Here is a 12,470-nt window from a genome sequence, read left to right as displayed (position 1 = left end):
GCGACCTTCTTGTTGATCGCGTTGATCAGCGCCCCGTCAACCGCGAATGGCGCAAATCCGGTTTGAACTCAACACTCTGACGTTCCCTGGACAGGAGAAGGAACTGCGGTGAGCGTGGTTGTGTGCCTTGCCCGCCATCTGCGCGGAGTCACTTTCTCCCAATTTTTGAATGAACGGTAGAAAGAGCCCGAGTCGTTGTAGCCAAGTAAAAAGGCCACTTCCTCGATCGTGATTGATGCATCCAAAAGAAGAGACCTGCTCAGCTCTTGTCTTGCTTCGTCAAGCAGCGCTCGGAATGTTGTCCCTCCATCGCCTATCCGTCGCTGTAACGTCCTTTCACTAAAACCCAGTTCCTGCGCGACGTCGGCAATATCTGGACGACCGCTGGCGAGCCGCCGCTTTAGGACAAGTTTGATGTGTTCGGTCACGCTGCCCCACGCTTGGATGTCTCCAAGGGCCGCAGTGAGCGCCGGGGTCATTATCGAAAGCATTTCAGGGTTGTACCCCACGAACGGGAGATCCAGATCCGCGGATTTCAGAACAAGTCTGTCGCGGTTAGAACCGAAGCGGATGGGACAACCAAAGAACTGTTCGTGCGTGGCTGTCGGCAGGCCTTTCCGTGCATATTCTACGACCACTGGGACGATGCGCTGCCCGGTGCCACGTCGGCCTAGTTCAAGTAACATCGCCAGGCTCGCATCAACCGACAGGGCTGGCTCCGGCTCTGTTCCAGATGGCCAGTCAGTTACCAGCGAAACGATGCCACCCCCGTCTTCAAACCGCATTTTGTCGGGACTGCATGCTCGCTTGAAACGCGCGATCCGCTCCAGGCCGTCACGGTAACTGGCAGCAAAAGATGCCGCCAGAAACGCAAGCTTATGGTTCGCGGTGCTGGTGTTCTCAACCAAACGAATACTGATGGCTGGGTCCTCTGACAGAACCTCGATCGCTTTCCATACAGCAAAAAGCTGCATCGTACTGATCACCGCTGTCTCGTCCAGATACAGCATGGATGGTAGTTTCGCGTGGCGCAGGACCGCAGACGGGCGCAGCCCCATGTTTTCGATTCCGCTCCAGAATGGACGCGGAAGCCTGCACCGATCCGGGGGGACCATCAATCTAACGACCATGCACGACTCTCTCTCTTTTCCTGGGCGACCTTCCGGCGATACTACCTGTCCGCCATGGTGAGTAAGTGACCGACAGCCTAACTCTAAATACAATGGCGTCGTTTGCAAGTTTTTTGGCGGCGTATGCCTTTGTGCTCGGGTCGATTTCTTCATACGATACATCCACCATTGAAGGAGATTTATCGTTGACCATCACATTCTACACCAACCCAAATTCAAGGGGACGCATGGTTCGCTGGATGCTCGAAGAAGTCGGAGCAGACTATGAGACCGTCGTTCTAGATTATCTAAAGACCAGTACCGACGACCAGTGGGGCGGGGCGGCCCTTGAAAAGCCAGCCGCAACTGAGACGGACAGTGAGCAGGCCCGATTTTTTAGAGAGATCAATCCAATCGGAAAAATACCAGCGATCGAGCACAACGCACGCGTCATCAGTGAGAGCGGAGCGATCATCACCTATCTTGCCGATGTCTTTCCACTCGCGGCCCTCACCCCCACGGATGATGAAAGAGCCGACTACCATCGGTGGATGTTCTTCACCGCTGGCCCCATCGAGCAGGCCGTGACCAACAAACGCGCTGGCTTCGTCCCGCTTCCGGAACAGGAATTCTTTTTCGGCCATGGCAGCTACGAGCGCACGTTGGATCAACTTGAGTACGCAGTAACGAGGCATCCCTTCATTGCTGGTGGAAGGTTCACCGCTGCGGATGTGTATGTTGGTTCACATATAGGATGGGGTCTGGGACTAGGCACGATACCACCACGCGAGGCCTTCGTGAAATATGCTGGTAACCTTGTAGCCCGGGATGCCTACAAGCGGGCAGTTGAACTCGACAACGCGTTGCTTCAAGCGGGTTGAGGCCATTATCTTTCTGGTGCTGGTCGGAAAAACGACGTTTGCCACGACCTGACAAAATTCTAGGCCGAGCACTCGCTCGGCCTTTTTGCTGACTGCGATCTAGCCGACGACCCGTCCGGCCACAAAAAATGCCTGATCCCAGACGATCGCACCACCGAAAGCTTGGTGTTCCTTTTCGAGTCGTTGCGCAAGTGTATCGACCTGTACTTCCCCTTCCGTGCTGACGCCACGCTTGACCAATCTGGGTAGCATGACGCGCATAAGTGTAGGCAGAAAGGAAGGCTGGTCAGGCTCAATGAGAACGACTTCGCTGTAGGCCTGAATAATCGAAAGACCGTGTGCGCGCATCTTTTCGTCGAGGTTCTTGCCGAGAGTGACATCGCCGCCCTCAGCCGCGACCGTGTCCCATGTCCAGTCGTAAAGCTGTCGATGTAAGGTAAGAGCTGGATGATCAAAGGGCACGTTACGGCGTGCATGCTCTTGAAATGCCAGCACCGCACCGGGTTTTGCCAATCCGACCAGACGGGAAAGCGTTGCCGACGTGTCCGGCAAATACATGAGGATGCGGCGTCCAACGATGACGTCAAATCTGCCAAGCTCGGGCAGATCGCGGGAGAGATCGACAGCACGATAGTCGATGGGTGCCGCGTCTGGGTCTTTGCTTATGGCGCAGGCGGCCTTCAACGCGGACTGGTTGCTGTCTATTGCGATGATCTCCCCTGAAGGGCCGGCCAATCTTGCCACGAATCGACTCAGATCGCCGTTTCCACAGCCGACATCAAGGACCCGTGATCCACTAGCGATGCCCAAGCTGTCAAAGAAACGGGGGCTTTCGGAATTTGCGGGGTTCATTGCCGCTGCAGAATCTGTATGTAACATCATTACGTTCTACTCGGAGCGCGCTTCATCGGCAAGCGGAGCGTTGCTCAATGTTAAGGCGATCTATGATACGGCTTCCCAGTCGTCGACGTTGCCGGACGATCGCTTCGTGCTATGACAACCGTTACAGGAGGTGGCATTAACACATAATGCGAAAACCTGTCGGCCTTGGGAGAGCACAGATGAAGATGATCGGAATTCTCGGCGGCATGTCCGTGGCGTCTACGCAGATTTACTACCGGGAACTGGCCAGGCTCACGAGAGACAGGCTGGGCGGTCTGCATTCCCCGGAATTGCTCATCCGCTCCGTGGACTTCGACAGGATAGCGAAGCTCCAGGCTGCGTCCGACTGGGTAACCGCCGGACAAGTGTTGAACGCAGAGGCCCGTGCGCTGGAACGTGGTGGAGCACAATTGCTCCTGCTTGCGACAAACACCATGCACAAAGTGGCTGATCAAATCGTCGAGGGAATCGAGATGCCGCTACTGCATATCGCCGACGCCACAGCAGATATCATCGCAAGCCGGGGGCTGCAACGTCCCGGCTTAATGGCAACCGCCTTCACTATGGAGCAGTCGTTTTATATCGACCGCCTCAAAGCCAAGGACTTGATCCCGCTCGTCCCGAACGCGGAAGACCGTGCCGAAACTCACCGTATCATCTATGAAGAACTCTGCCGTGACGTGATCAAGGACGACAGCCGAACCATCTTCGAAACCATCGCCAAGCGACTGGTGGCGAGAGGCTGTGACTGCCTCATCCTCGGATGCACCGAGATCGGGATGCTTTTAAGCCAGGAAAACGTTTCAGTCCCTGTATTTGATACTACCTTGATCCATTGCGAGGCTGCGCTGTCTGCTGCGCTCACGTAAACCGCGTCTCCGGCTGAGCGCACGAAGTGCTCCTGGATCGAGATGGTTTATCTGATTTCAGCACCGCGCCTTCATGGGTCCGGAGCTATGGCGCCAGTTGTTATTACTATTATCGTCGGGCCGGTGCTCTGATTTCCGAGTTTGTCAAATCAGACACGGGCGGTATGCTGAACATGCTTTTATATTCACGGCTAAACAGTGAAGGACTGACATATCCTACAGAAAAGGCCACGCTTGAAACGCTGGCGCCACCCGCGGACAGCAGTTGCCGTGCTTCCAGAAGACGCATCTGACGCTGGAAAGCCAGAGGGCTATGGCCGGTGACTGGTTTGAAATGCCTATGAAACGAGGTCAAACTCATTCCCGCGATTTCCGCCGGCTCGGCCACGACAAAGGGTTTGTCCGCATTCTCACAAAGCCAGTCGGCTGCTATCTTGATCCTACGCGAGCGATTATCACGCTGGCCCAGTTGGCGGAGGGTATGGGCGGCCCCGGTGCGCCACGCACGGTCGAGCAGGGAGCAGCTATAGCAGTCCGACTGGCGACGCTCTTCTGGATGGGTCCGACCGGCGGCTTCTACCACGACAATGAAGGGCCCAACATTGCGCCATACGACTGGTGAGAGATGTCGATGCCACAACCTGATTTTAGAAGGAGCGCAGTCGAGGTTGATCCTTTCGTAAACCTTGTAGAGGCTGTCGCCATAGGGCATCGTTGGCAATTAAAGACCTGACGTCCTTAACGGAAGCGGAGCGAGTTCCGCTTCTGTTAAGCTAGAGTCTCCATGGCTCTCAATTGATGCGCCTGCTTTCTTCCCCACGTCGGGCATTTCAGATCAACCCTCAGCAAATCTGCAACCTGCCCGCCTTGGGAGAGCACACGTGAAGACGGTCGGAATTGTCGGCGGCATGATCCATTGCAAGGCCGCGTTGTCCGCTGCGCTCACATCGGCCGCGTCTCCCGGCAAGCGCAAGAAGTGCTCTCGGATCAAAAATTTCACTCTGACCTCGTCTCGGTGCCTGCCCTCCCGGGTGCAGCACTCCACAACGCGGCGCTCGCCATGATTGCCGCAAATGATATGAGCGCTGTAGCGCTCCCGGCGTAATCCAAAACCGCTCCGAACAGCGGCGCACCAGCGGTTTGGCCAAGCGCCAGAACAAGAAACGGAATTCCAAGACCGAGCGCCGGGCGATCTGCGTATAAGACGATCCCCCACATCAGGAGCGTGCCCGTAGCGACAATGTAAGCCACGCCGAACAGTCCCATAACTGGAAAGCCTATTGGCGTGAAAACCGTTGCACCCACCAGACCGAGCAGACTGAGCGCCATGCACGACACCGACAAGCGGTGAGCGAAACGTATCCCGAGGTAGTCAGTTAAAAGGCCTGTCGCTGCACCGACCGATCCGCCCATGCCAAGCGCTATCCATGCCCACGCAATGGAGCTGTCGGAGAATCCCAGTTCATCGCGCATAAGATTTGCGCCGAAGGTCCAGACTGCAGTGCTAGCGCTGCCGGCGAGAAAAGCGCTGATGCAAAGCCGCCCTGCCCCTTTGCGAACCATATGCTTAATCGACCACGTGCCGTAAGCATTGGCCTTGGTTGCAGTGGTTGTGGGCATTGCAAACCAGAGCCACACTGTCACAACTGCGCCTATCGTGGCGAAAACCGTGTAGAGCTCCCGCCACCCTCCCGGAAACGCCAGGACTGCGACACCCGACAGAATAATGCCGGCCGCAGTGCCTGAGTTGATCACACCGTTCGCACGCGGCCTATTGCCTTCGTCCAAGCTTCCAGAAACCGCGACAGCAAGCGGAGGTGATGTTAGACCCGTGCTCAACCCAGCAAGGGCGACTGCGAGACCAAGTTGCCAGACCGTTTGAGAAATCGATACCAAGCCCATTCCCAATGTGGCCGTCAAGCCTGCTAATCCTGCGATGCGCCGCTCGCCCATAGGCATTTCGAAGACAAGAGCGATTGCAATCCCGACGCAGTACGCGGCAAAGGCTCCACCGCCGATCCACCCCGCGGCTGCGGCATTGAGGACAAGGTCGTCACGGATATAGGGGAGTTGAAGACCATAAGCGAAGCGGGCTAGCCCATAACTCAGCGCCGTCAGGGAAAAGGCAGCGGCAAGGAAGTTTGCGTGTCCCCTCATTTCAAACGCTCCTTTGCGACTGCTACGAGATCAAGCGCCGCGCGCCTAGCCGACCTGATCGGATCGCCGTCAAAAACGCTCGCGGCTGCAGTGGCCCCCTCGAACAGAAGCCATACCTGATTGGTTAGCTCCGTATCTGCACTGCCGATGCAGACCTCTACGCGCCTACCGATCTCTTCGCGAAATTCTCGTTTCTGTTGCTGGACAAGGGCGGCTATCGCCTCGTTAGCACCAGCATACTCGCTGTAAGCGCGAAGCAGCATGCATCCCCTCGCACCGTGCTCGACCATCCATTGCTCCTGGGTGTCGAAGAGAAACCCGATCGGATCGTCCGCTGCTTGCCAGTCTTCAAGCCGCGCCATGAAAGCGAGATGGCGCTTTTCGAGAACAGCAGTGACGAGCCCGTCACGTGATCCGAAATGCTTATATAGCGTTCGGGTAGAAGCCCCTGAAGGAGCAAGAATGGTGTCTACGCCGACGCTATGAAATCCATTTTCGTCGAAGACCCGCTCAGCAGCGGTGATAATATCAGTTCGTTTTTCCATGCTAACAAATATACAACGATCGTTGTACATCACAAGGAGCTGTCACCACTCCTCACATTCATCTAATATCTTTGGTGGTAATCATGGGGACCGCCGCATTGTTGAGTGCTGTACCGAGGAATGCAGTAACTGAGACAAGGTCAGACTTAACTCCGTTGCGCCGTGTGGTGGTACCGCGCCTACTTCGAGACAAGATTGTGGGCATAAATCCGCCCTATAACCAGCCGTACGTGCGATATTTGGCCCTTCATGGTCATGGTAGAAGCGCCCGGTCAGACCCATCCAGTCGAGCGTCGCCAATCGGACTGCAATTGCCGCTCCCGGTTCGACTGTGCGGGGCGCACCGGGGCCGCCCATATGCTGGGACACGGACTCATTAAGTGAGGCGATCCATATCCTTACCGCTGCAAGCTTGAGTGCTGCGAGGTAGTTGTCTACTCGCCAGTCATATCGCGTGGCCGGGCCGCGCATCTTTTTGATGCGGTTGAGGAAACGCTCAACGAGGTCGCGCTGGCGGTATACCCATCGGCTGAAGGCAAAGTTCTGTTTTCGATCGGCCTTTGCGGGGATGTTCGCCCAACATTTCCGTTTCTGACGAAGGTCCTGATAGCGTCGTTGTCGTAAACCTTGTCGGCGAGCAGGGTTGCTCCAAGCTTCACGTCACTCGGCAGCTTTTCGGCCATGGGTGCATCGGTGGCCTGACCGGCGGCAAGCTCCAGTCGGATCGGTCGGCCATCGGCTTCAACAAGCGCGTGGATGTTTGTTGTCAGGCAGCCACGCGAACGCCCCATGCAAGGCCATGCTGATGAAGGCTAATGGAGGAGGAATCGATCATCACGATGTCTCCATCGTAGCGCTTTGAAACCGCATCAAGAAGGCGATCCCAGACGCCAGCCTTGCGCCAACGCGAGAACCGATTGTAAAGCGTCGTGCGCGTACCATAGCGTTCCGGCACATCTCGCCACGACGAACCCGTTCTGAAACGCCACAAAAAGCTGCTCCGGCAGGGTAGGTTAGTCTGGGTCACTGAATATCGGAGCGAAAAGGCCGAACTGGCGCTCGACCTTTCAACTCATTTAGATCAAATATCAGATAGACTGAAGGTTGGTCGCTGAGTTTTTGCCAGACTTCTTGTCGCGCTCCAATTCGTAGCTGAGCTTCTGTCCTTCGACAATTTCGCGCATACCGGCGCGCTCAACAGCAGAAATGTGGACGAACGCATCTTCTCCGCCATTATCCGGCTGGATGAAACCGAAACCCTTTGTGGCATTGAACCATTTTACTGTTCCTGTGGCCATGATGAACCCTTTCAAGATTTTCAGACGCCCCAACGTGGGGATCTCACGGTCGTGGTAACGAGAACCACGCCAAGAAGTTCAACAAGACTGGTTAAGACCTCTCAGAGAGCTAACCGAATGCGGCATATACCGACCCAAAAAAGCGGCGACGGGTGGCACATTAAAACTGCCCGCGCGCCGCAGGGGGCGAAAATGAGGCCTGTCTCTAAAACATTCCCGATAATCTCAGATGGTTGCAGAAAGAGTAAAGCAGGACGTCGACTGCCTAACTTCCACTCTCCGAGTGGTCTTCAACAGGATTGGACTTGCCGCGAATGTATTTGCGATGCGGCACGCCGGACCAGAGCGTTCACTTACGGTTGCGATATCTTATGCCCGAACAGATATCCATAAACCATACCAATCAAGCCACCACCGGCAATATTGCCGAGTGTTGCAGCTGAGATGTTACTGACGATCGAAGATATGGTGAGCGTGGATATCCCAACTTGGCGTTCGTCGATCAAATACGCGTAGGGCAGCAAGTACATGTTTGCCACTGAGTGCTCGAAGCCGGCCGCGACGAAGACTGTGACGGGAAGGAGGAGCCCCATCAGTTTTTCAGTGACATTCTCGCCCGCCAATGCGAACCACACCCCAAGACAAACAAGAATATTTGCAATGACGCCGCTCGCAAAAACGGTGACAAAGTTTTTAGCGGCTTTTGCGGTTGCAAGCTCGATGGCGGCAGCGCCAACTGAACCATCCCCTGCTTCGTGCAATCGTGCGGCATACACGACCAAAGCGAGCGCAATCGAGCCGATGAAGTTCGCGAGATAGGCAATTAGGAGCGCGCGAATTGCAACCTTCGCAGAAACATTGCCAAATAGTACTGGGCCAGCAAACAGCGTGTTGCCGGTAAATAGTTCAGCACCAGCGATCACCACCGCTGCCAGTCCGAGAGAGAAGACCAGTCCCGCTAGGATCTGGGCTGCCCCAAACGGCATGTCAGCAGCGCCCGCCAGCGCTACTGTCGCAGCGACACCACCCAAGCCAATGTATATTCCTGCCAACACGCCCAGGATCGCGATGTGTTTTACCGGCTGCCCTGCCTTCGTGGCCAACGCCTCGAAAATGGTTTCGGTCAATTCTACAGGCTTCGGAAACGTGCTCATGCCGGGGCGATCCTAACCGGGATGGACTTTGCCGCAGGCGTCTTGCTCTCCACATCGTGCTGCCACAATGGAATGAGCGAATTGCATTCGGGGAAATAGCCCGCGCAGCTCCCGGGTGGCAGATCGTAATCGATGAGTTGCATGCCCGTCAGCACGCGCACAATTCCGTCGTCCACGGCCGTGGTGATGCTCGCCAACCCATGCTTCGCAATGCCCAATCGCACACGATCATCCGCATTGATCATCAGGACCATGCGCGATTTGTGGATGCCGCGCAGCCGGTCGTCATAGCCATAGACGGTGGTGTTGAACTGATCGTTGGAACGCAAGGTGATCAGGCTCAGTACGTTGCGATCTTCCCCCGTTGAGAAACCTGAATAGAGGGCCTTCGGCAGCTTGAAGTTCGCCTTGCCGGTGTCTGTCTCCCATGTCCGGTGTCTGGCGGCCACGGGACGCGGGAAACCGCCGGGAATATCAAGGCGCTTGTTGAAGTTCTTGAAGGGCTCAGGGAACGTGGCTTCTATCGCATCTCTTACCCGGCTGTAGTCACCAACCCATTCATCCCATGGAACCTTTGGATTGGGCGTCAGGGTATGCTTTGCGATCTCGGCGACAATCCAAGGTTCCGATCGCAGACCTTCGGCAGCAGGCTTGTATTTGCCGCGTGATGCATGAATGCAGGTGGTCGAATCCTCGATTGTGACGATCTGCGGTCCAGTCTCCTGCTCATCGATTTCCGTTCTCACCAGTGTGGGCAAAAGATACGCCGTTGTGCCAGTTATCAAATGGCTTCTGTTGAGCTTCGTTGCAATCTGTACGGAAAGATCAAGCCCGCGCCATTTCTCCTCCATCAAGGTCCGCTCGGGAATAGCGCGTACGAAATTTCCGCCCAGGCCGATGAAGGCTTTGATGCTGCCGTCGATGATGCCCTCACAGGCCTCCACCGTGTTGACCCCATCCTTGCGTGGTGGCTCGAAGCCATATTGCTCGCCCAGCAGGTCCAGCGGAACCAGCTTGGTCTTTTCGGATATGCCGACCGTTCTCTGGCCCTGCACGTTGGAATGTCCGCGCACGGGACAGATCCCAGCGCCGGGTCTGCCGATATTGCCGCGCATGAGCAGAAGATTGATCAGCATCTGAACGTTGCTGATACCATAACGATGCTGGGTAAGACCCATTCCATAGATCGCTATGACATTGCGAGCCTGAGAATAGGTCTTCGCCGCAGCCTCGATGGAGGATTGGCTGAGGCCGGATGTGGCAAGAATATCGCACCACGGCATGGCCCGAACATAGTTTTCAAACTCGGCCAGCCCATGGGTGTGCTCTTCGATAAACGCAACATCGAGGATATGCGGTCTTCCCTCTGCAATAGCTTGGTCATCCCATTCGAACAGACACTTGGCCATCCCGACCATAGCGGCGATATCACCGCCTGCGCTGACCTGATAATACTGCGTGGCAATATCGGTCGGCTTGTTGGTCAGCATCTGGCCGGGACGCTGCGGATTGACGAATTCTCGCCAGCCACGCTCTTTCAACGGATTGAACACCACAACCGGTGCGCCGCGTTCCCGCACCTCCTGCAAGCTGTGCAACAGCCTTGGCGCATTGGTGCCAACGTTCTGCCCGAATGACAGAATGCAATCGGTATGCTGGTAGTCTTCTAGCAAAACGGTGCCGACAGGGGTTCCAATGCTCTGCGGCAACGCAACGGACGTCGTTTCGTGGCACATGTTGGAACTGTCGGGCAAATTGTTGTTACCGTAGAGGCGCGCCAGCAACTGGTACATATAGGAGGTTTCAAGCGATGCCCGCCCTGACGCATAGAAGACGACAGATTCTGGATCATAGCCTTTGAGTTTAAGGCCAATATCCGCAAATGCTTCCGACCAGGCAACCTCCCGATATTTGTCGGTCGCTGCATCGTAACGCATAGGGTGCGTCAAACGTCCCTCATTTTCCAAGTCATAATCGGCCCACTCAAGCAGTTCGGTAACCGTGTGTTTGGAGAAGAATTCGGGCGTCGCGCGCTTGGCGGTAAGGTCCCAAAACGTCGCTTTGGCACCGTTTTCACAAAACTCCGCCAGATGCGGTTTGCCCGGCTTGGCCCAGGCACAGCTGGTACATGCGTACCCACCCTTTTTGTTATGATCAGTCATCAAGCCGGGAGCCGCTCTTATGGCCTTCTGCGTTACGGCGTTCTTGACAACGGATTTGATCGATCCCCAACCGCCCGTTGGCATGTCGTATTGGACATATTTGACTTTTTTCACCGGTCACCTATTTCTGCTATGAGGCAGGGCACTGAGGTCAGCTCCCTATGCCGTTATCTTTCTGATCCCACTGTGTTTGACGAATTTCTGAAAGCTTTCTGAACCTGATGACACTCATCTGATACGGAAATTCTCACAACAACCGCCCCGCTCTGAAGCTCTCTATTGATCTCTTCCTGCAAAAAAATTACTCGACATGAGAGATCCAAGTATACCGACAGCCGCCACGCCAATGCACCATTTACGCGCCTTACAATGCTGCCCACTTCCGGGACTTCGCTCTTCTCGGTGCTTGGATGCCGCAAAGGCAGCGATGCCGGCTAACAAGCGAAAATGGAGATATCCCGGCATCAATCCGAGGCCTCATATGAGACATTTTCTACTTCCTTGATTACAATCCCCGGTTACTAAATTAAAAAAATAGATGATCGTTCCAGAATGATGCGATCACTGGCTGTAACTAAAGCGTGAAATAGGAAATCAGGAACTGGTCGTACCGGCGCGCGTTTCTTTGTTCAAGGTGGACCAACTCGCGCCGTTTATTGAACAGGAATCAAAATATTGCCGAGCACGCTTGACCCCTATTGCGGCCCAGCTCCAACACTCCAAAGTGCACTATCCTCATGGAACTTTGATCCAGTTCTAGTCGCTTGTCTCGCAGTTGTTGCAGTGACGCTTCATTATCTCGCAACGCGCCCTAAGGCATTAAAGACGGGCTTGCTTCTCCTCTTATTGATTGTCGCATTTGTCTCGCCGCTTTGCGCCATGACAAGCGCCCTATTCTCGGTGAGACTTGCCCACCATATTCTTATCGGCTCGGTCATTGCGCCACTTATCGTCACGATCTGTCTTCAGACAAAGCTATGGCCGCCAAAAATTCCCGTGGAGGCTATCTTTGTCCTGCACACCGCGATCTACTGGGTTTGGCATTTGCCGTTTGGATATGCTTTCACCCTATCAGGCACATGGCAATATTGGCTGATGCAAATCGCGCTCATCGTCGTATCCCTCCTGCTATGGCAAGCTTTGCTGGCGCGCAGCACATCAGTGATGGCAACCGCTGGCCTCGCACTGGGCACCATGGTGCAAATGGGTTTCCTCGGCGCAATCCTGACATTCGCACCGACTCCGCTTTTCGACGCACATTTCGCAAGCACGCAGGCCTTCGGGCTGTCACCGCTTGAGGATCAACAGCTGGCGGGTGTGCTGATGTGGACATTGGGGTTTGCGCCATACGCGATCGTCGTTCTGTGGTGCGCGCGCACCCGTCTGCTCCTTCCTCGCCTAGCAAAGCAGTAG

At 55.3% G+C, this 12,470-nt stretch carries 12 protein-coding genes and 1 pseudogene; 4 read left to right on the top strand and 9 right to left on the bottom strand.

The window, feature by feature from the left end:
* Positions 1-68: 68 nt before the first annotated feature.
* On the bottom strand, positions 69-1,058 hold the full coding sequence (locus ATO67_RS20235) for an AraC family transcriptional regulator (RefSeq protein ID WP_210176161.1): 990 nt from the start codon (positions 1,056-1,058) through the stop codon (positions 69-71).
* A 257-nt stretch (positions 1,059-1,315) separates the two neighbouring features.
* On the opposite strand from ATO67_RS20235, the gene ATO67_RS20230 reads away from it, so the two are divergent.
* Positions 1,316-1,990, top strand: coding sequence for a glutathione S-transferase family protein (locus ATO67_RS20230; RefSeq protein ID WP_245304044.1), 675 nt, complete (start codon positions 1,316-1,318; stop codon positions 1,988-1,990).
* 99 nt (positions 1,991-2,089) lie between these two features.
* On the opposite strand, the gene ATO67_RS20225 is transcribed toward ATO67_RS20230, so the two are convergent.
* Positions 2,090-2,842 (bottom strand): class I SAM-dependent methyltransferase, encoded by a 753-nt coding sequence (locus ATO67_RS20225; RefSeq protein WP_245304052.1) that lies wholly within the window; start codon positions 2,840-2,842, stop codon positions 2,090-2,092.
* Positions 2,843-3,051: 209 nt separating this feature from the next.
* On the opposite strand from ATO67_RS20225, the gene ATO67_RS20215 reads away from it, so the two are divergent.
* The gene (locus ATO67_RS20215; protein WP_067653330.1) at positions 3,052-3,741 is read left to right on the top strand and encodes an aspartate/glutamate racemase family protein; all 690 of its coding nucleotides are present in this window, start codon (positions 3,052-3,054) and stop codon (positions 3,739-3,741) included.
* Positions 3,742-3,850: 109 nt separating this feature from the next.
* Here the strand turns inward: ATO67_RS20215 and ATO67_RS23610 are convergent, their stop codons facing one another.
* The gene (locus tag ATO67_RS23610) at positions 3,851-4,102 is read right to left on the bottom strand and encodes a helix-turn-helix transcriptional regulator (RefSeq protein WP_245304051.1); all 252 of its coding nucleotides are present in this window, start codon (positions 4,100-4,102) and stop codon (positions 3,851-3,853) included.
* Between ATO67_RS23610 and ATO67_RS23605 the strand changes: the two genes are divergently transcribed.
* A complete protein-coding gene (locus ATO67_RS23605) occupies positions 4,007-4,363 on the top strand; it encodes a hypothetical protein (RefSeq protein ID WP_245304053.1) in 357 nt (118 codons plus the stop codon). The genes ATO67_RS23610 and ATO67_RS23605 overlap by 96 nt on opposite strands.
* Positions 4,364-4,737: 374 nt before the next feature.
* Here the strand turns inward: ATO67_RS23605 and ATO67_RS20205 are convergent, their stop codons facing one another.
* The 6 genes and pseudogenes from ATO67_RS20205 to ATO67_RS20175 form a co-directional block, all read right to left on the bottom strand.
* Positions 4,738-5,898, bottom strand: coding sequence for an MFS transporter (locus ATO67_RS20205; RefSeq protein WP_067653326.1), 1,161 nt, complete (start codon positions 5,896-5,898; stop codon positions 4,738-4,740).
* Positions 5,895-6,473 (bottom strand): TetR/AcrR family transcriptional regulator, encoded by a 579-nt coding sequence (locus ATO67_RS20200; RefSeq protein ID WP_210176153.1) that lies wholly within the window; start codon positions 6,471-6,473, stop codon positions 5,895-5,897. Before ATO67_RS20200 ends, ATO67_RS20205 begins: the two co-directional genes overlap by 4 nt.
* A gap of 351 nt (positions 6,474-6,824) precedes the next feature.
* A pseudogene (locus ATO67_RS23600) lies at positions 6,825-7,443 on the bottom strand (IS5 family transposase); the annotation flags it as partial.
* A gap of 88 nt (positions 7,444-7,531) precedes the next feature.
* Positions 7,532-7,741, bottom strand: a complete 210-nt coding sequence (locus tag ATO67_RS20185; protein WP_067653394.1) for a cold-shock protein — start codon at positions 7,739-7,741, stop codon at positions 7,532-7,534.
* Positions 7,742-8,094: 353 nt separating this feature from the next.
* Positions 8,095-8,895 (bottom strand): formate/nitrite transporter family protein, encoded by an 801-nt coding sequence (locus ATO67_RS20180; RefSeq protein ID WP_067653322.1) that lies wholly within the window; start codon positions 8,893-8,895, stop codon positions 8,095-8,097.
* A complete protein-coding gene (locus ATO67_RS20175) occupies positions 8,892-11,171 on the bottom strand; it encodes an FdhF/YdeP family oxidoreductase (RefSeq protein ID WP_425352237.1) in 2,280 nt (759 codons plus the stop codon). Before ATO67_RS20175 ends, ATO67_RS20180 begins: the two co-directional genes overlap by 4 nt.
* Positions 11,172-11,936: 765 nt before the next feature.
* Between ATO67_RS20175 and ATO67_RS20170 the strand changes: the two genes are divergently transcribed.
* Positions 11,937-12,470: a cytochrome c oxidase assembly protein gene (locus ATO67_RS20170; RefSeq protein ID WP_157940904.1), complete on the top strand. Its 534-nt coding sequence runs from the start codon at positions 11,937-11,939 to the stop codon at positions 12,468-12,470.

The organism is Agrobacterium bohemicum, assembly GCF_001562555.1.
In the GTDB taxonomy this organism is placed as follows: Bacteria; Pseudomonadota; Alphaproteobacteria; order Rhizobiales; family Rhizobiaceae; genus Agrobacterium; species Agrobacterium bohemicum.
This window is presented reverse-complemented; position numbering and strand designations above follow the sequence as displayed.